Here is a 19308-nt window from a genome sequence, read left to right as displayed (position 1 = left end):
TCCGGCTGGGTGCGGGGTCAGGGGCCTTCCGTCGGGTGGTCGGCGGCCAGGCGGGGGGCGCGGAGCAGGAGGAGGGAGCGGGACTGGAGGGTCACCCGGCTCTTGGGCTCCAGGGCGCCCGGGGTGGCCGGGCTGCCGTCGGCGGTGCTGGTGTCGAGCGTCGGCTTGAACGTCTCGCCGTACTCGCGGCCCGGCAGCACCACCTCGGCCGGCGCGTCGCCGGCGTGCAGCCACAGCAGCCACGAGTGGTCGGGCACCAGCGCGCCCTCGCGGTTGCGGGCCTGGCTGTTCGAGCCGTCGATCCACATGCCGAGCGTGCGGCGGTCCTCGAACCAGTCGTTCTCGCCGAACTCCTCGCCGTCCGGGCGGAACCAGACCAGGTCCGGCTGGCCGGTCGGCGTCGTCCGGCCTTCGAAGAACTCCGGCTGCCGCAGCGCGGGGCTGTTCGCGCGCAGCCGCACGACCCGGCGGGCGAAGGCGAGCATGGCCTCGGCCTCGGGGTCTTCCGGGGTCCAGTCGAACCACGACGTCTCGTCGTCGAGGCAGTACGCGTTGTTGTTGCCGCGCTGGGTTCGCCAGAACTCGTCACCCGCGGTGAGCATCGGGGTGCCGGTCGAGAGGAGCAGGGTGGCGAAGAGGTTGCGCGCCTGCCGCGTCCGCAGCGCCCGGATCGCCGGGTCGGTGGTGTCGCCCTCGGCGCCGTGGTTCCACGAGCGGTTGTCGTTGGTGCCGTCGCGGTTGTCCTCGCCGTTGCCCTCGTTGTGCTTTTCGTTGTAGGACACCAGGTCCCGCAGCGTGAAGCCGTCGTGGGCGGTGACGAAGTTGATCGACTGCCACGGCCGGCGCAGGTTGTGGTCGTAGAGGTCCGACGAACCGGACAGCCGGTAGGCGAGGTCACGGACGCCGGTCGCGCCGCGCCAGAAGTCGCGGATCGTGTCGCGGTAGCGGCCGTTCCACTCCGCCCACTGGGCGCCGAAGCCGCCGACGCGGTAGCCCTCGCCGGTCGCGTCCCACGGCTCGGCGATCAGCTTGCAGCGCGAGAGCACCGGGTCGGTGGTGATCGCGGTGAGCAACGTCGAGGCGTCGTCGAACGCGCCGCCGCGCGGCCGGCCGAGGGTGCTGGCCAGGTCGAACCGGAAGCCGTCGACGCCCAGCTCCTGCGTCCAGTACCGCAGCGAGTCGGTGACCAGCCGCACCACGGTCGGCGAGCCGGCCTCGAGGGTGTTGCCGCAGCCGGTGATGTCGGCCATGTGGCCGCGCTCGGTGTGCAGGTAGTACACCGGCGCGTTCAGCCCGCGGAAGCTCAGCGTCGGCCCGTCCGGCCCGCCCTCGCAGGTGTGGTTGAACACGACGTCGACGATCACCTCGATGCCGGCCGCGTGCAGCGCCGCCACCATCAGCCGGAACTCCTCGACCTCGTGGCCGGGCTCGCTGGCGTAGGCCGCGTGCGGCGCGAAGAAGCCGAGCGGCGAGTACCCCCAGTAGTTGTGCCGGCCCTCCCGGACCAGCGACGGCTCGTCGAGGAAGGAGTGCACCGGCAGCAGCTCCACCGACGTGACGCCGAGGCGGGTCAGGTACTCGATCGCCACCGGGTGGGCCAGGCCGAGGTAGGTGCCGCGCAGCGGCTCGGGGATGAACGGGTGCTGCTTCGTGAAGCCCTTGACGTGCAGCTCGTAGACGACCGCCTCTTCGAACGGCACCTCGGGCTTGGTCCCGGTGTCCGGGCCGCCGGGCGAGGTGACGACCGAGAGCGGCACGCTGCCCAGGGAGTCCACTGTGGACATCGGGCCGCGGTCCGGGTCGCCGGTGAAGCCCTGCGCCGCGCGCAGGTCGGTGAGCCCGCCGGTGATCTGCCGGGCGTAGGGGTCCAGCAGCAGCTTGTTCGGGTTGCAGCGCAGGCCGCGGGCCGGGTCGTACGGGCCGTGCACCCGGTAGCCGTACCGCTGCCCCGGCGTCACCCCGGGCACCAGGCCGTGCCAGACGCCGAACGTGCGCTCGGTGAGCGCGATCCGGCGTTCGGACCCGTCGGCGTCGATCAGGCACAGCTCGACGGCGTCCGCGACGGCGGACGTGATCGCGAACCGCACGCCGCCGGCCTCCGGGTGGGCGCCGAGCGGAAAGGGGCGGCCGGCGAGGACGTGGTCGGCGGAGGGTCGTGTGGCCATTCCTGAATCGTCCCAGATCGGACGCGGTCCGCGCGCGCTGTGCCTTGCGTGTTACCCGGCTGTCTCCGTTTCGACCAGCACGAAGGTCTCCGGCGGCAGGTGCGCGGCGCCGCCGTGCGCGGTGGCCTCGCCCCAGGACAGGAGCGGCTTCGTGACGCCGAGCGGGAGCGTCACCTCGCCGGGGCCGAAGTTGCACGCCAGCCGCAGGCCGCCGCGGTGCAGCACGAGCCAGGAGGCGTCCGGGGCGGCGTCGACCCGCAGGTCCGGGAGCCACGGGTCGGCCAGCTCGGGGTGCTCGCGGCGCAGCCGGATCAACGCGCGGTACAGCTCCAGCGTCTCCCGGTGACCGGGCCGCTCGGCCTCCGCCCAGTCGAGCCGCGAACGCTCCACAGTGGCCGGGTCCATCGGGTCGGGGACGTCGGCCTCGCCCCAGCCGTGCCGGGCGAACTCGCGACGGCGGCCCGTGCGCACGGCCTCGGCCAGCTCCGGGTCCGGGAAGGACGCGAAGAACTGCCACGGCGTGCTCGCCGCCCACTCCTCCCCCATGAACACCATCGGCGTGAACGGTGAGCAGAACAGGATCGCCGCGCCGCAGGCCAGCCGGCCCGGCGAGACGGTCGCCGACAGCCGGTCGCCGGTCGCGCGGTTGCCGATCTGGTCGTGGTCCTGCAGGTAGGCGAGGAACCGGTGCCCGGGCACGGTCCGGGTGTCGACCGGGCGACCGTGGGTCCGCTCCCGGAACGACGACCAGGTCCCGGCGTGGAAGAACACGCCGCGCAGCACCCGTTCGACGGCGTCCTGCGCGGCGAAGTCGGTGTAGTAGCCCGTGTCCTCGCCGGTCAGCTTGACGTGCAGCGCGTGGTGGAAGTCGTCCGACCACTGCGCGTGCAGGCCGTAACCGCCGCGCTCGCGCGGAGTCACCAGCCGGGGGTCGTTGAGGTCGGACTCGGCGATCAGAGTCAGCGGCCGGTTCAGCGCGGTCGAGAGAGTTCCGACCTCGACGGCGAGCTGTTCGAGCAGGTGGACGGCCCGCCGGTCGAGCAGCGCGTGCACCGCGTCCAGGCGCAGCGCGTCGACGTGGAAGTCGCGGAACCAGCTCAGCGCGTTGTCCACGACGTACCGGCGGACCTCGTCCGAGCCGGCGCCGTCGAGGTTGAGGCCCGGCCCCCAGTCGTTCTGCCCGGCGAAGTACGGCCCGAACCGGTCGAGGTAGGCGCCCGAGGGCCCGAGGTGGTTGTAGACGACGTCGAGCACGACGGCCAGGCCGCGCGCGTGGGCCGCGTCGACGAACCGCTTGAAGCCGTCCGGCCCGCCGTAGGGCTCGTGGACCGCGCCCCAGAGGACGCCGTCGTAGCCCCAGCCGGCGGTGCCGTCGAAGGAGTTGACCGGCAGCAACTCGACGTGCGTGATGCCGAGCTCGACGAGATGGTCGAGCCGGTCGATGGCCGCGTCGAACGTGCCGCCTTCGGTGAACGTGCCGACGTGCAGCTCGTAGACGACACCGCCGGGCAGCTGACGCCCGTGCCAGGCGTCGTCGGTCCACTCGAACTCCGCGTGGTCGTAAACCCGCGACAGCTGGTGGACGCCGTGCGGCTGCCACCGCGACCTCGGGTCGGGCAGGGCTTCGGAGGCGTCGTCGAGCAGGAAGCCGTAGTTGATGCCCTCGGCCTCGGCGTGCCACCAGCCGCCCGCCCCCGCGGTCATCTCGTGCACACCGGCGTCGACCTCGACGCGGACCCGCCCGGCCGACGGGGCCCACACGCTGAACCTCATGCGTCTCCTCGCACCAGCAACGCGACGGGGTAACGGTCGAACAAGGCGGCCAGCTCCGGAGCCGACCCGACCTCCCGGCCGGTCAGGACGTCGGTCCAGACGCCCTCGGCCAGCGGGAGCACGGTGTCGCGCCAGCCGCCGGCGGCTTCCAGGCCGACCGGCAGCCGGGTCACCACGACGGCGAGGTCCGCGCTGCGCGTGTACGCGAGAGCGTGCTCGGCCGCGGCCCCTTCGGCCCGCAGCGGCCGGTAACCGTGGAAGAGCCCGGGGTGCTCCTGACGCAGCTTCAACGCCTTGTGCACCACGAGAAGCTTCGCCGCGCCCGAAGCGTCGAGGTCCGGCAGCTCGCCGTCGGCGACGCGCGCCAGGATCTCGCGCCGGGCCGCGTAGTCGACCGGACGGCGGTTGTCCGGGTCGACCAGGGAGAAGTCCCACAGCTCGGTGCCCTGGTAGACGTCCGGGACGCCGGGCGCGGTCAGCTGCACCAGCTTCTGGCCGAGCGAGTTGCTCCAGCCCGGCCGCTCGATCCGCGTGACGAACTCCGCGACGTCCGCGGCGAGCTCACCGTCGTCGCGGACCTGCTGCGGCCACGCGGCGACGGCGGCTTCGAACTCCTCGTCGTGCTCGGTCCAGGACGTCCGGAGCTTGGCCTCCTTGGCCGCCTTGTCCAGGTAGTCCCGCAGCCGCGCCGGCTCGATCGGCCAGGCCGCGACCAGCGTCTGCCACGCGAGCAGGTTCAGCGACGGCTCGTCGATCCCGCGGCGCGCGGTCCACCGCCGGAGAGCGCCGGCGAACTCCGCGGGCAGCTCCGCGAGCACCGCCATCCGGGCACGGGTGTCCTCCGAGCGTTTCGTGTCGTGCGTGGTCAGCGTGGTCATCGCCGCCGGGTGCCCGGCTTCGCGCCCGGCCGCCAGCCGGTGGAACTCCTCGACGTCCAGGCCGAAGCGGTCCGGGTTGCCGCCGACCTCGTTCAGCGCGGCGAAGCGGGTGTAGCGGTAGAAGGTCGTGTCCTCGGTGCCCTTGGCCACGACCATGCCGGACGTCTGCTGGAGCCGGGTGGCCAGCTCACCGTCCGGCTCGGCGCGGACCTGCGCGTCGAGGGTGTCCAGCGCGGCGGCCAGATCCGGCCGAGACTGCTTCGCCCCGGCGATCGCGGCGGCCCAGTGCGACGCGCCTTCGGGCAGGTAGGAGCGGTAGACGGGGAAGGCGATCATCGTCTCGGCCACCGCCTGCCGGGCCTGCTCCGGGTCGACGTCGGGCAGGAGCGCCGCGATCCGGCGGACCTCGGCGACCAGGATGCGGTCGGTGACCAGGCGCCGGGCCTCCGCCTCGACGCGGTGGTAGCCGGTCTTCACGCCCAGCTCGGTCGCCAGCTCGGTGAAACCGGGCTCGCCCGCCGGGTCGACGAAGACACCGGCGATCTCGCGCAGGGCGTCGTAACCGGTGGTGCCGTCGACCGGCCAGCTCTGCGGCAGCGGCTCCCCCGGGTGCAGGATCTTCTCCGCGACGATCCACGCGCCGGGCGCGTTCTCCCGCAGCCGCCGGAAGTAGCCGCCCGGGTCGGCCAGGCCGTCCGGGTGGTCGACGCGCAGGCCCGTGACGTCGCCGTCGGCGACCCAGCGCAGGACCTCCCCGTGCGTCTCGGCGAACACGACCGGGTCCTCGACGCGGACCGCGGCGAGGTTCGTGATGTCGAAGAACCGGCGGTAGGTCAGCTCCGCGTTGCCGCGGCGCCAGCCGACCAGGCGGTAGTGCTGGCGCTCGTGGACCTCCTGCGGCGTCCCGCCTTCCGTGCCGGGGGCGAGCGGGAAGCGGTGGTCGTAGTAGACCAGCTCGTCACCCTCGACGGTCAGCTCGGCGACGGCGTCGTCGTCGTCACCGAGGACCGGCAGCAGGATCGGGCCGCGGGCCCAGTCGACGTCGAAGAACGCCGCCGACTCGGTGTCGCGGCCGTGCTTCAGGACGTCCCACCACCAGCGGTTCGCCTTCGGCACCTCGACCGACATGTGGTTCGGCACGATGTCGACGACCAGGCCTAGCCCGGCCTCCTTCAGCTTCTTCACCAGCTCCTGGCGGGCGGCCTCGCCCCCCAGCTCGGGGCGCGCGCGGGTCGGGTCGACCACGTCGTAACCGTGAGTCGAGCCCGGCGTCGCGTCCAGCACCGGCGACGCGTAGAGCGCGCCGATGCCCAGCTCCCGCAGGTAACCGGCGATCTCCGCCGCGTCGCTGAAGGTGAACTCCGGGCGCAGCTGCACCCGGTAGGTCGACTCCGGCACCGTCATTCGGGCTCCGTCCGCTGCAGCACGATCAGGGACCGGGCGGGCAGCGTGAGCTTGCCGCCGCCTTCGATGGGTTCGGCGTCGTGGGGCTCGACCTCGCCGGTCGCGGTGTCGACCACGACCGTCCAGGCCTGCCCGTAGCCGTTGCCCGGCAGGTTGGCGTCGATGTCCTCGTAGTGGGCGTTGAAGGCCAGCAGGAACGAGTCGTCCTCGACCGGCATGCCCCGCGCGTCGAGGTCGGTGATGGCCTGGCCGTTGAGGAAGACGACGACCGCCTTGCCGAAGCCGTCGTCCCAGTTCTGCTCGGTCATCTCCTCGCCGGCCGGGGTGAACCAGGCGATGTCGCCGAGCTTGTCGCCCTTGCCGACCGGGCCACCCTCGAAGAACCGGCGGCGGCGGAACACCGGGTGCCGGTGCCGCAGCGCGCCCAGCCCGCCGGTGAACTTCACCAGGCCGGCGTTCTGCTTGGCCAGCTCCCAGTCCATCCAGGACAGTTCGGAGTCCTGGCAGTAGACGTTGTTGTTGCCCTGCTGGGTGCGGCCGAACTCGTCGCCGTGCAAGATCATCGGCACGCCCTGCGACAGCAGCATCGTCGCCAGCATGTTGCGCTGCTGGCGGGCGCGCAGGCCGAGCACCTCGGGGTCGTCGGTCTCGCCTTCGACACCGCAGTTCCACGAGCGGTTGTCGTCGGCGCCGTCGCGGCCGTCCTCGCCGTTGGCCTCGTTGTGCTTTTCGTTGTAGGACACCAGGTCCCGCAGCGTGAAGCCGTCGTGCGCGGTGACGAAGTTGATCGACGCGAACGGGCGGCGGCCGTCGTCCTGGTAGAGGTCGGACGAGCCGGTGATCCGCGACGCGAACTCGCCGAGCGTCGAGGGCTCGCCGCGCCAGAAGTCACGGACGGTGTCGCGGTACTGCCCGTTCCACTCCGTCCACAGCGGCGGGAAGTTGCCGACCTGGTACCCACCGGGGCCGACGTCCCACGGCTCGGCGATCAGCTTCACCTGGCTGACGATCGGGTCCTGCTGCACCAGGTCGAAGAACGTGGACAGCCGGTCGACGTCGTAGAACTCCCGCGCCAGCGCCGAAGCGAGGTCGAAGCGGAAGCCGTCGACGTGCATCTCGGTCACCCAGTACCGCAGCGAGTCCATGATCAGCTGCAGCGTGTGCGGGTTGCGCACGTTGAGGGAGTTCCCGGTGCCGGTGTAGTCCATGTAGTACTCCGGCTCCCCCTCGACCAGGCGGTAGTAGGCCTCGTTGTCGATGCCGCGCATCGACAGGGTCGGCCCGAGGTGGTTGCCCTCCGCGGTGTGGTTGTAAACCACGTCGAGGATCACTTCGATGCCGGCCTCGTGGAAGGCCTTGACCATGCCCTTGAACTCCTGGACCTGGCCGCCCTCGCCGGGCATCGCCGCGTACGCGTCGTGCGGCGCGAAGTAGCCGATCGTGTTGTAACCCCAGTAGTTCGTCAGGCCCTTCTCCGCCAGGCCGTGGTCGGTGACGAACTGGTGCACCGGCAGCAGCTCCACCGCCGTCACGCCGAGCTTCTGCAGGTGCTCCATGACGGCGGGGTGCGCCAGGCCGGCGTAGGTGCCCCGCAGCGGTTCGGGCACGAACGGGTGGTTCACGGTCATGCCCTTGACGTGGGCCTCGTAGATGACCGTCTCGTTGTAGGGCCGCTTCGGCTGACGGTCGTTGCCCCAGTCGAAGAACGGGTTCGCCACCAGCGAGTACGGCACGCGCCCGGCGGAGTCGTCGTCGTTGCGCTCCTCCGGGTTGTCGAACTTGTACCCGAACAGCGACTCGTCCCACTTCACGCTGTGCGAGACGGCCTTCGCGTACGGGTCGATGAGCAGCTTGTTCGGGTTGCAGCGCAGGCCGCGGGCCGGCTCGTACGGGCCGTGGACGCGGAAGCCGTACCGCTGGCCCGGCCCGACGTTGAGCAGGTAACCGTGGTGGACGAAGCCGTCCACCTCTTCGAGCGCGTAGCGCGTCTCCTTGCCCTCGGCGTCGAACAGGCACAGTTCGACCCGCTCCGCCACCTCGGAGAACAGGGCGAAGTTCGTCCCGACTCCGTCGTAGGTGGCGCCGAGCGGATAGGGCGTTCCGGGCCAGGGCCGCACTGGGGTCTCCTCGAGCTTTCACAGTTGTGCCGGGCGCGTCCGCGCTCGCGGACACGCTTCGCTGGGGGGTCGTGCGCGACCGGGTACCCGTTACCCGGGCAGGGGACGCGCCGCTGCGAGCGGCGCGACCGCGGCGCGCACTCCCTTCGCGGTGAAGAAGCCGTCGACGCTGACGGGAAGGGGAATCCGCCAGTTAGGGTACTGGTCGACCGTCCCGGGCAGATTCGGCTGCCGCACCTGGCCCGCGACGTCGGCCGGCGAGGTCAGCACCAGGCGTGACGCGGCTTTCGCGAGCAGGGTGTGCAGCGCGACGACCGGGTCGCCGGCCGGGATCCCTTCGCGTGCAACGAGTTCGAACAAAGCTTCACGTTCCGCGGCGGCCGCTTCTTCTTCGGCTTCGACCCCGCGGTCGAGCAGGCCCAGCTCGGCGCGGACCCGGACGTGCTCACCCTCGAGCCAGCCGGAGACGGTCGGCAGGTCGTGCGTCGAGATGCTGGCCATGGCCTCGGGGTCCCAGTCGGCCGGGCGGGTGAACGGGTGGCCCTCGGTGTCCCAGTCCCGCTCGAACCACAGCACGGCCGAGCTGAGCATGCCGCGCTCGTGCATGGTCTCGGTGACGACGTCCTCGACGGTGCCGAGGTCCTCCCCCACGACGACCGCGCCGGCCCGGTGCGCTTCGAGCGCGAGCACGCCGACCATCGCCTCGGCGTCGTAGTGGACGTACGTGCCGCGATGCGCGGGCTCGCCCGGCGGGATCCACCAGAGCCGCCAGAGCCCGGCGATGTGGTCGACGCGGATGCCGTCGGCGTAGCGCAGGACACCCCGGATGACGTCCCGAAACGGCGCGTACCCGGCCTCGGCGAGCTTGTCCGGCCGCCACGGCGGCAGGTTCCAGTCCTGCCCCTGCTGGTTGAAGGCGTCCGGCGGCGCGCCGACCCGCACATCGGCGGCGAAGACGTCCCGGACGGCCCAGGTGTCGGCCCCGCCGGGGTGCACGCCGACCGGCAGGTCGTGCACGATCCCGACGGTCATCCCGGCGTCACGGGCGTCCTTCCGGGCCGCTTCCAGCTGCGTCCGGCAGAGGTGCTGCAGCCACGCATGGAAGCCGACGCGCTCCTTCAGCTCTTCGCGGGCTTTCTCGACTTCGGATCCGGCGGGGTCGCGAAGGGCTTCCGGCCACTCTCGCCAGTCCGCGCCGTGCTGCTCGGCGAGGGCGCAGAAGAGGGCGAAGCCGTCGAGGTCGGCGTCGTCTCCGGGGAGCTCCTCGACGCGGTGCGGCCAGAGCAGTTCGAGAGCGGCGCGTTTCGCGGTCCAGACGGCGTCGTAGTCGATCAGCTCGCCGTCGCGGTCCGGGGCCAGCGAGGTGACGGCCTCCTGCGTGGCGGCGTCGGCGCGCGCGAAGGTCTCGGTCGCGGTGACGCGCAGGTAGATCGGGTTGGCGAAGCGGCGGCTGGCCGGTGAGTAGGGCGAGCGTTCGACGGGGTGGGCCGGGCTGAAGGCCTGGACGGGGTTGACCAGCAGCACCCCGGCGTCGAGCTCCGAGGCCGAGCGGGCGGCGAAGGTCGCCAGGTCGGCGTAGTCGCCGATGCCCCAGGAGCCGGGTGAGTGCAGGGCGTAGAGCTGGAGCATCCAGCCCCAGGCGGGCGGCACGTCCGGCAGCTTCGCGGGGACGACGGCGAGGATGACGTCCTGGTCGGCGGTGACCACGCGGTGCCAGCCGAGCGGCAGGTCCGCGGGCAGCTCCCCCTCGACGTGCCGCCGTGTCCCGTCCTCGAGAAGGACATCGGCAGCCCCGGGGAGCGCGCGGGTGGCGCCTTCCTTGACGACGATGGTCGGCGGCAGGGCGGCCGGGGCAGCCCGTTCGGCGAGCGCGGCGGCGATGGCGTCGTCGCTGGTGGCGTCGACACCGAACTGCCTCAGGACGGCGACGACCACGTCGTCTTCGACATCGACCCAGACCTGGTCGGAGTTCTCGTACCGGGTGGCCACGCCGTAGCGGTCGGCGAGCTGGTGCAGGGGGCTGCGGGCGGGGATCTCGTCGGGCACGGGCACCAGCATTCCGGTGCCCGGCCGTTCGCGCCATCCGCGCGGGGTGACGTCACCCGGAGCTTCTCCGGGCGGCGGGGTGAACAGTGTGGCGGCGAGCCGGGGTGCTTCCGCCCGGCCTCGGTTCATGCCGGGCCGACCGGCGAGCACGCAGCCGCCCCGGGCCGGACCGAACCGGCCCCCGACCGCCCAGCCCGGCTTCGGCTCAGGCCAGACCGACCAGCAGGCACCCGGCGCGGCCACCCGCCAGACCAAGCCGACCACCGACCACCCAACCCGGCCTCGGTTCACGCCAGGCCGACCAGCAGGCACCCGGCGCGGCCACCGCCCACCGCCAACCACGCCTCACATCGAGCCGACCAGCGGGCGTCCGGTGCAGCAGCCCTGGGCCGGTCCCGACCACTCCGGACCGGCCCTCGCCTCACACCGAGCACCAGCGCGGCCAACCGCGAGCCGAGCCAACCTCCGGCAACCGACCCGACCTCGGCTCACCGCGCCGGCCCCGAGCACCCTGCGCAGCCACCGCAGCACCAGCCCGAACCAACCCCGACCAACCGGCCCAGCTCACCCCAGCCCGCCCGCCATCCAGCGCAGCATCACCTCGTGCTCTTCCGCGCCCGTCCCGCGAACAGCACCGCCGCCCCGGCGAGCACCATCACCACGCTCGCCGCGATGTGCAGGGACGGCGGCAGCACGTGCAGCTGGACGAACCAGCTCGGCGAGTTCGCGCCGAGCAGCCGGTTGAGCAGCCCGCCGCCGCCCTGGACGACCAGCAGGATGCCGAGCAGCTCGGTCATCGGCGCACCTCGCCGGCGGGCTCGCGCTTGCCGAACAGCTCTTCCCAGATCGGCCCGGTGGCCAGCCAGATCGCCGACAGCACCCCCAGCCGCGGGAACCAGTCCCACAGCGGCGCGACCTGCTCCGGCGTGCCGATCGCGTAGATCGCCGCCAGCAGCGCCGCCGCGGCCAGCGCGCAGGCCAGCACGCACTTGCCGAACTCGCGCCACTCGTGGCGCAGCTTCTCGCGCCCGTACCGCTTGGGCGGCGGGGGCGGCCCGCCGGCGAACCGGTGTGCGAACCGGGCGTCGGCCCAGCGCACCATGCTCGGCCCGAACACGACGCTGAAGCCGAGGTAGACGGCGGCGAGACCGTGCGTGAAGTTGGCCTTCGCCCCGCTCGCCAGGTCGATCACGGTCGCCACCAGCACCACGACGTCGACCAGCGGCACCATGGCGAGCAGCACCACCGACGCCCGCCGGGCGTGCAGCGCGTAGCGCACCGCCAGCCCGGCCACGATGAACACCCAGAACCCGATCTCCCCGGCCGCGATGATGGCGGCCATGGGGTTCTCGGAGAGGAACTTCCCGATCTCGTTCACCGTGCCAGCTTCGCCCGGGCGGGCGCCCGGGCGCGTCGTCGGAGAGCACGACGGACCGTCATCACTTCGTAGGACGCGGACCGGCCACGCGATGTGATCAGATGCTCCTGTGCACTTCCCACGCCTGCGCTCGCTCCCGGTGTGGCAGCAGGACGGCCTGATCGCGCTGACGACGTGGCTGATCGGGTTCCTGGTCTACGCGGCCGGGATCCACCGGCTGCTCGCCGGGTTCGACCACGCCCCGTTGTGGGTGCGGCTGCTGGAGCTGACGGCGCTGTGCGGCCTCGAGCTGCTCCGCCGGTGGGTGCCCGGCGCGCTGCTGCTGGCGACGGTGGTGCTGGCGGTGGACATCGCGCTGAGCCCGTCGCTGCCGGTGATGATCGTCTTCACCGACTTCCTCTACGCGGCCACGCTGTACGGCTCCCGGCGCACCAGCCGGGTGATGATCGGCGTCGCCGCGGTGTCGGTGCTCGTCGTGCTGGCCGCGGTGCTGGTGCTCGCGCAGCAGTGGCGCACGGCGGTGCTGGCCGCCCTGGGCGTGCTGCCGTTCGTGCTGACGCCGGTGTGGTGGGCGGCGAACGTCCGGCAGCAGCGCGACATCGCCGAGACCGAGCGCGCGAACGCCGGGCAGCTGGCCAAGATCGCGGAGCTGGACAGGCGGGCCGCGGTGGCCGCCGAGCGCGGGCGGATGGCGCGCGACCTGCACGACGTCATCGCCGGGCACCTGTCGGCGATCGCGATCCAGTCGGAGGCGGCGCTGTCGATGCCGGATTCGAAGCTGGCGAAGACGGTGCTGGAGTCGGTGCGGGAAAACAGCGTCAGCGCGCTGGAGGAGATGCGGGCGATGATCGGCCTGCTCAAGGCCGAGGGCGGCGACGCGGAGACGACCGCGCCGGCGCGGCTGGCGGACCTGTCCAAGCTGGTGGAGTCGGCGCGGGCGAGCGGGCTGGAGGTGCGCGTCGGGTCCACAGTGGACGAGGTGCCGCTGCCGACGGCGGTCGACCTGACCGCGTACCGGATCGCGCAGGAGGCGCTGACCAACGCGGTGAAACACGCGCCGGGCGGCCGGGTCGACGTCGACGTGCGCTACCTCGACGGCGTCCTGGCGGTGGAGGTCCGCAACGACGTCCACCACCGCCACGCGCCCCCGGCCGAAGGCTCCGGCACGGGGCTGCTGCACATGCGCGAACGCGCGGACGCGGTCGGCGGCACGCTGACCGCGGGCCCGGCCGGCACCGGCTGGCTGGTCCGCGCGGAGCTGCCGGTAGGAGGCACGACGTGAGGGAGACGACGCCGTCTCCTGCGAGGGAGACCCCATGACCGTCAAAGTCCTGGTCGCCGACGACCACAGCGCCATCCGGTCCGGCCTGATCATGATCCTCAACAACGCCGACGGCATCCAGGTGGTCGGCGAGGCCGCCGACGGCGCCGCGGCGGTGCGCCAGGCCCGCGTGCTGCGGCCGGACGTCACGCTGATGGACGTCCGGATGCCGGGCACCGACGGCATCGCCGCCACCCGCGAGCTGGTCGCCGAAGGGCTGACCGAGGTGCTGGTGCTGACGACCTTCGACCTCGACGAGTACGTCCACGCCGCCCTGCGTGCGGGCGCCGCGGGCTTCCTGCTCAAGTCCGTCGCGGCGCCCCGGCTGATCGAAGCGGTGAAGCTGGTCGCGGCCGGCGAGGGGGTGCTGGCCCCGCAGGTCACGCGCCGCCTGATCACGGCGTTCGCGGCGAGCACCCGCGACCCGGCGCCGGCCCCGAGCGGCCTCGAAGACCTGACCGAGCGCGAGCGCGAGGTCCTGGGGTGCCTGGGCGCGGGCCTGTCGAACGCCCAGATCGGCACCCGCCTGCACATCGGCGAGACCACGGTGAAGACGCACGTCTCCCGAGTGCTGACCAAGCTGGACCTGCGCTCTCGGGTCCAGGCGGCGATCCTCGCCCAGGAGACCGGCCTGGCCGAGGAAAACTGAGCCGGGCCGTTCTGCGAAAACGCTCGTGACCTTCTAACTTCTCCTCATGGGTGTGCGGAGAACGTTGAACGTGGACGAGGTCCTGAAGCGCCAGGACTCCGGTGAGCTCAAGCGGCGGCTGCGCGGGCGCGACCTGGTCGGGTTCGGGGTCGGGATCATCATCGGCACCGGCATCTTCACCCTCGCGGGTGTCGAGGCGAAGACGCACGCCGGGCCGGCCGTGACGCTGTCGTTCGTGCTCGGCGCGGTGGTCGCCGGCCTCGCGGCGCTCTGTTACGCGGAGCTCGCCTCCAGCGTGCCGACGGCGGGAAGCGCTTACACCTACGCCTTCGCGACCCTCGGCGAGATCTTCGCCTGGATCATCGGCTGGGATCTGCTGCTGGAGTTCGCGCTCGGCGCCGCCGTGGTGTCGCGCGGCTGGTCCGGCTACCTGGCGAACCTGCTCGGCCTGTCGCCGGAGTGGTTCGGCGAAGACGCGAAGGTCAACGTCGGCGCCGTGCTGATCATCGCCGTGCTGACCGTGGTCGCCGTGCTGGGGATCAAGGAGTCGGCCTGGCTGACCAACCTGCTCGTGTGCGTGAAGGTCGCCGTCTGCGTGCTCGTGCTCGCCGTGGGCCTGTTCTTCGTCAAGGGCGCGAACCTCACGCCGTTCATCCCGCCCGCGAAGGCGCCCGACGGCGGCTCGACCGTGCTGGAGCAGCCGATCGTGCAGGCCGCGCTCGGCCTGGAGCAGTCCGTCTACGGCATCGCCGGGATGATCACCGCCGCGGCCGTGGTCTTCTTCGCCTACACCGGTTTCGAAGCGCTCGCGAACCTCGGCGAGGAGACGCTCAACCCGCGCAAGGACCTCCGCGTCGGCATCCTCGGCGCGCTGGGCGTCTGCGCGCTGCTCTACATCGGCGTGTCGATCGTGCTGACCGGCATGATCCCGTTCACCGACATCGACACGGGCGCGCCGCTGGCCGACGCGTTCGACCGGGTCGGCCAGCACTGGGTGGGCGCGCTGATCTCGCTCGGCGCGGTGACCGGCCTGACGTCGGTGATGATGGTCGAGCTGGTCACGATCGGCCGGATCGGCTTCGCGATGGGCCGCGACGGACTGCTGCCGAAGGCGCTCGGCCGCACCCACCCGAAGTGGGGCACCCCGCACCGGATGACCATCGGCGGCGCCGCGCTGATCGCCGTGCTGGCCGCGTTCATCCCGATCGCCGAGCTGGCCGACATGGTGAGCATCGGCGCGCTGTCGGCCATGATCATCGTGGCGGTGGCGGTCCCGGTGCTGCGCCGCCGCCGTCCCGACCTGGACCGGCCGTTCAAGGTGCCGTTCTCACCGGTCGTCCCGGTCCTCGCCGCGCTGGCGTGCCTGTACCTGATGCTCAACCTGAACGTGCTGACGTGGATCCGGTTCGCCGCGTGGCTGGTGATCGGCCTGGTGATCTACTTCGCCTACGGCCGCCGCCACTCCCGCTTCGCGCCGGAAAACGCCGAAGTCAGTCCCAAAAGGACGGAGTGAGCCCGGCGACGCGGACCGCTTCGCGCGTCACGGCGGCGTGGTCCGCGTCGACGACCACCAGCACCCCGAGCCCGCTCAGGGCCGCCGTCACCCATTCGATCGGCTGGTCGTGGATCCCGTTGTCCCCCAACGACGCGTAGGTGTCCACAACGGACAGCAGGGTGCCCTCGGCGCCGATGCGGACGCCCGCCAGGAGCACGAAGTGGCCGCCGGGCGGGCGCCAGCGTGACGTCCAGAGGGGCGGGACGCCGGTGTCGAGGTAGTCGAGCAGCGCGCGCTCCGGGGTGTCGGTGGCGCCGAGCTCGGCGCCGTCGATCCGGGCGATCACGGCGACGCGCGGCACGTCCCAGAGTCCGGCCAGCAGGTCGAAGAGCGCTTCGGTGGTCCACTCCCCGGTCGCCGGCACCGCCGTGAGGGCGCCGCGCGAGAGCGACGAGAGAGCCACCGCGAGCCCGGAAACCCGCGTGCCTGCAGCGGCGGGGTCGTCGACCACCGGGACGGGCAGCCGGAAGCCGGCCCGGCCCGCCTCCCCCGCCGGGCGCACGACGGGCCCGCGAACGGTGCCGGCGGCCACCGCGACGGCGTCCTGGTCGGGCACGTCGAGCCCGGCCGCCCGCAGCGCCGCGAGCCCGCAGAACGCCGCGGCCAGACCGTCTTTCTGCGGCAGCTCCGCCTGGGCCGTGGCGGCCAGCCGGGCCCCGCCCGGCAGCCACCGCACCCCGGACAGGTCGAGCTGCCCGCCGTCGATCCCCGAAGACATCGGTCCCCTCAGTAGCGCCACAGGTGTGCGGTGACGATTTCCTCGACACTCCGCTCTGCCGCCCACGCCGCGTCGGACGCCCGGACCGCGCGGAAGGCGCCGAGCAGCTCGTCCCCCAGCGCGCCGGCGATCCGCGGCGAGGCCAGCAGAGCGGCGTCCTGCTCGGCGGTGTCCGCGGGCAGCCGGCGCACGCCGCGCGTCTCCCGCTCCCCCGCCGTCCAGCCGCCCGGGTCCTCGCCGATCGGCTCGGGCAGCGCGGGCGAGTCCTCGATGCCGGCCATCCCGGCGGCGAGCACGACGGCCAGCGCGAGGTACGGGTTGGCCGAGGCGTCGGAGGTCTTGAGCTCGACGTTCGCGTGGTCGGCGCCCAGCAGCGGCGAGCCGGGGACGTACCGCAGCGGCGCTTCCCGGTTCTCGACGCCCCAGAAGGCGTACGCGCCGGCGAAGTAGCCGGGACGCAGCCGCAGCGTCGACGGGACGCTCGGAGCGGTGACCGCGGTCAGCGCCGGCAGGTCACGCAACAGGCCGGCCAGGTACCCGGCGCCGTCGTCCCCGGGCCGGCCGTCGCCGTCGAGCAGGTTGCGGCCCTTGCGGCGGACGGAGGTGTGCAGGTGCCAGCCGTTCCCGGCCGAGCCGAGCCCGATCAGCGGCGCGAAACTGACCACGAGGCCATGCGCGTGCGCGGCGGCGTGGATGGTCTGCCGGGCCAGCAGCTGGTCGTCGGCCGCGGAGACGGGATCGGTGGCGGCCAGCGAAAGCTCGAGCTGCGCCAGGCCGTACTCGGCGTGCAGCTGGCCGATCCGCAGACCGTTAGCGGCGAAGTCGTGCAGCAGGGCGGCGACGAAGCCGTCGAGCCCGACGAGCGCGTGCGGGCTGTAGGCCGGGCCGGGGTGCCCGGGCGCCGTCACGATGTCGGCACTGCCCGCGGGCGCGACGGCGAACTCGAGCTCATAGCCGGCCCGGAACTCCAGCCCGCGCCGCGCACCTTCGGCAACCTGCGCCTCGAGGACGGCGCGCTGGCAGTAGGGCCACGGATCGCCATTTTGCGTGAGCTGCCGCACGGGCGCCCAGGCGAGGGCGGGCTGCCCGGCAAGCCGCCGCAGCCGATCGAGAACGGGCACGAGCCGAATGTCCCCGGACGGCGTGGCGAGCCCGGCGTGGCCATAGGTGATGGCGTCATGGCTGTCGAAGACGGCGAAGAGCGAGGTGGCCCCGACGCCCCGGCCGGCGGCATCGGCAAGCCCGCCGACGGGAACGATGCGCGAGCGCGGAATGCCGTTGTTGTCGGCCCAGGCAAGGTGAACCCCACTCACCCCACCGGCAGCGAGGTCCTTCGCCGCAGCCGACGCCGCCTTGGTCATGCCCATCACCTCCTCCGCCCCCCAAGCAGACCCCACCCATCCCGGGGGACGAGCCCCGCTCCAGCGTATCGGGCGGGTCCGACGAACACGCCGGGAAGAGCGGCCGCCCGCAGCGGGCCGGTGCGCCCGGAGGGTCGGAACCACCAGCGCCGGGCCTCGCCGCATCACTGAGGCCGGAGCGCGCGCTGTACGTTGCCGCGTCCAAAGGATCGGAGCCATACCGCGCGGCGTTGGCCGCGCCCGGGGCCTGAGCCCGCCTTGGGTGCGCCACCGGCGCGGCTGCAGGTTAGGGGCCTTCCGCGACCGGTTCGTGCCCGGAGGGTCGGACCCGCCCTGGGTGGGCCCCAGCGTGCCCGGCTCAGCGCTCATCCGGCTTTGAGCCGGTCGCGGAGGGCGGGAACCACGCAAGAAATGTCCCAAATGACCCATTCGGGACATCTCGCGTCCCCCACGGGCCATTCGCGACAACTCAGTTCAGCCCCGGCAACCAGGACCGGCAGCCCCCTGCCAATCCGGCACCAACCTCAGCCGGGCGGCTCGGCCACCGGCGCCACCGCATCATCCCGCCCCCGCAAAGCCACCCCACCCACGACAGCCAACGTCCCCAAAGCCTCAACCACCGACGGCACCTGCCCCAGCACCACGAACCCCATCACCCCAGCCGTCACCGGCAGCAACGCCAGCAACACGGCAAACCGCCCCTGCCCCACCCGCCGCAGCACAACCTGGTCCAGCGCATAAGGCACCACCGTCGACAACACCCCCACACCCACCCCCAACAGCAACATCCGCGGCGAAGTCCAGGCCTCCCCCGCCCCGAGAGCCAGCGGGGACAGCACCACTGTCGCCGCAGCGAAGCCGATGGCCAGGCTGTCCAGTCCCGATCCCGAGGCCGACGCCACGCGCTTGCCCAGCAGGATGTAACCCGCCCAAGCCGCCGCCGCGGCCAAAGCGAACAAAACACCCAAAGCGGACCCTGACAGCTGCACATCCGCGATCGCCACCACGCCGCAGGTCACCAGCAGCACCGCCAGCACGTGGCGCACCGACCGTGAGCCGAACGCCGCCACCACCACCGGGCCGGCGAACTCCAGTGCCACCACCGTGCCCAGCGGGAGCCGCGCGATCGCTTCGTAGAAGAGCACGTTCATGCCCGCCGTCACCACGCCGAAGACGATCGCCAGCACCAGCCGGCGGCCTCGCCAGGCCGCTCTTCCGGGGCGGCGCCAGGCCAGCAGGACCAGCGCCGCGCCGAGGCAGCGCAGCCAGGCCACCCCCGCCGGTGTCGCGTGGCCGAAAAGGCCGATCGCGACCGCCGCTCCGGCGTACATCGAAATTCCGCTGAGAACGAACAAGAGCGGAGCGGGTACCGCGGAAAGCCGCCGCGGCGCAGTCATCGTGCTCACCTCTCCATGGTGCCTGACCACGGAAAACGTAACTCTCCGGGTATTCGTCTCCTGCATTGCGGGACTCGGCTACGACATCCGGGGTAAATCGACGTGACTCAGGTCCCACCGGCGCGGGAACACTTGCGGGCCGCGAAACGTCTGGAAGAGTGGAAGCACGAACACCGCGGAGCCGGAGGCGATCGCCGCCCCCGGCGTCAGTCCCGAAGTGGGCGTAGCTGGATCGATGGCACTGGGCAACCGGTGCCGGGACGGAGGGAGACCCCCATGACAACGCCGACGCTCACCCGCCCCGAACTGACCGCCGCCGACCGCTGTGACCGGTGCGGGGCCGCAGCTCAGGTACGCGCCGTCCTCAAGGGCGGCGAGCTTCTCTTCTGCGGGCACCACGCCCGCGAGCACGAGGCCAAGCTCAAGGAACTGTCCGCCGACATCCAGCGGTAACGAACCCCGAAACGCCCGAAGGCGGGGGGGGGGGGGGGGGGGGGGGCGCCCTTTTCTTTTTTCAACCCTTTACCACCCGTCCCCCGTTAGAGG

General features: G+C 72.4%; 14 protein-coding genes. 4 read left to right on the top strand and 10 right to left on the bottom strand.

Annotation, left to right across the window (positions count from 1 at the left end):
* Positions 1–17: 17 nt before the first annotated feature.
* The 7 genes from glgX (ACZ63J_RS18650) to ACZ63J_RS18620 form a co-directional block, all read right to left on the bottom strand.
* Positions 18–2165 carry a glycogen debranching protein GlgX gene (gene glgX, locus ACZ63J_RS18650; RefSeq protein WP_465408664.1) on the bottom strand — a complete coding sequence of 716 codons (2148 nt, stop codon included), beginning with the start codon at positions 2163–2165 and terminating at the stop codon, positions 18–20.
* A 51-nt stretch (positions 2166–2216) separates the two neighbouring features.
* A complete protein-coding gene (gene treZ / locus ACZ63J_RS18645) occupies positions 2217–3938 on the bottom strand; it encodes a malto-oligosyltrehalose trehalohydrolase (RefSeq protein ID WP_465408666.1) in 1722 nt (573 codons plus the stop codon).
* Positions 3935–6220: a malto-oligosyltrehalose synthase gene (gene treY / locus ACZ63J_RS18640; protein ID WP_465408668.1), complete on the bottom strand. Its 2286-nt coding sequence runs from the start codon at positions 6218–6220 to the stop codon at positions 3935–3937. Before treY ends, treZ begins: the two co-directional genes overlap by 4 nt.
* Positions 6217–8337 (bottom strand): glycogen debranching protein GlgX, encoded by a 2121-nt coding sequence (gene glgX / locus ACZ63J_RS18635; RefSeq protein ID WP_465408670.1) that lies wholly within the window; start codon positions 8335–8337, stop codon positions 6217–6219. Before glgX (ACZ63J_RS18635) ends, treY begins: the two co-directional genes overlap by 4 nt.
* Before the next feature lie 90 nt (positions 8338–8427).
* Positions 8428–10395: a 4-alpha-glucanotransferase gene (gene malQ, locus ACZ63J_RS18630; protein WP_465408681.1), complete on the bottom strand. Its 1968-nt coding sequence runs from the start codon at positions 10393–10395 to the stop codon at positions 8428–8430.
* Between the two features lie 584 nt (positions 10396–10979).
* Positions 10980–11180 carry a hypothetical protein gene (locus ACZ63J_RS18625; protein ID WP_465307402.1) on the bottom strand — a complete coding sequence of 67 codons (201 nt, stop codon included), beginning with the start codon at positions 11178–11180 and terminating at the stop codon, positions 10980–10982.
* Positions 11177–11761 (bottom strand): hypothetical protein, encoded by a 585-nt coding sequence (locus tag ACZ63J_RS18620; protein ID WP_465408672.1) that lies wholly within the window; start codon positions 11759–11761, stop codon positions 11177–11179. The genes ACZ63J_RS18625 and ACZ63J_RS18620 overlap by 4 nt, the downstream gene beginning before the upstream one ends.
* Before the next feature lie 109 nt (positions 11762–11870).
* On the opposite strand from ACZ63J_RS18620, the gene ACZ63J_RS18615 reads away from it, so the two are divergent.
* The 3 genes from ACZ63J_RS18615 to ACZ63J_RS18605 all read left to right on the top strand — a co-directional run bounded on the left by ACZ63J_RS18615 (position 11871) and on the right by ACZ63J_RS18605 (position 15244).
* Positions 11871–13043 carry a sensor histidine kinase gene (locus ACZ63J_RS18615; protein ID WP_465408673.1) on the top strand — a complete coding sequence of 391 codons (1173 nt, stop codon included), beginning with the start codon at positions 11871–11873 and terminating at the stop codon, positions 13041–13043.
* 34 nt (positions 13044–13077) lie between these two features.
* Positions 13078–13731 (top strand): response regulator, encoded by a 654-nt coding sequence (locus ACZ63J_RS18610; RefSeq protein ID WP_465307408.1) that lies wholly within the window; start codon positions 13078–13080, stop codon positions 13729–13731.
* Between the two features lie 70 nt (positions 13732–13801).
* Positions 13802–15244, top strand: coding sequence for an amino acid permease (locus ACZ63J_RS18605; RefSeq protein ID WP_465408683.1), 1443 nt, complete (start codon positions 13802–13804; stop codon positions 15242–15244).
* On the opposite strand, the gene ACZ63J_RS18600 is transcribed toward ACZ63J_RS18605, so the two are convergent.
* The 3 genes from ACZ63J_RS18600 to ACZ63J_RS18590 all read right to left on the bottom strand — a co-directional run bounded on the left by ACZ63J_RS18600 (position 15222) and on the right by ACZ63J_RS18590 (position 18696).
* Complete coding sequence (locus ACZ63J_RS18600) at positions 15222–16004, bottom strand: DUF6885 family protein (protein ID WP_465408675.1); 783 nt, start codon at positions 16002–16004, stop codon at positions 15222–15224. The two genes, ACZ63J_RS18605 and ACZ63J_RS18600, sit on opposite strands and share 23 nt — an antisense overlap.
* An 8-nt stretch (positions 16005–16012) precedes the next feature.
* Positions 16013–17365, bottom strand: coding sequence for a type I glutamate--ammonia ligase (locus ACZ63J_RS18595; RefSeq protein ID WP_465408677.1), 1353 nt, complete (start codon positions 17363–17365; stop codon positions 16013–16015).
* A gap of 524 nt (positions 17366–17889) precedes the next feature.
* Positions 17890–18696: an EamA family transporter gene (locus ACZ63J_RS18590; protein ID WP_465408684.1), complete on the bottom strand. Its 807-nt coding sequence runs from the start codon at positions 18694–18696 to the stop codon at positions 17890–17892.
* A 342-nt stretch (positions 18697–19038) separates the two neighbouring features.
* Between ACZ63J_RS18590 and ACZ63J_RS18585 the strand changes: the two genes are divergently transcribed.
* Positions 19039–19215, top strand: coding sequence for a DUF7455 domain-containing protein (locus tag ACZ63J_RS18585; RefSeq protein ID WP_247011850.1), 177 nt, complete (start codon positions 19039–19041; stop codon positions 19213–19215).
* Positions 19216–19308 lie beyond the last annotated feature (93 nt).

The sequence above is a fragment of the Amycolatopsis sp. NPDC104863 genome, assembly GCF_055582965.1.
The sequence above is the reverse complement of the archived record's forward strand: the minus strand, read 5'-3'. Positions and strand labels throughout refer to the sequence as shown.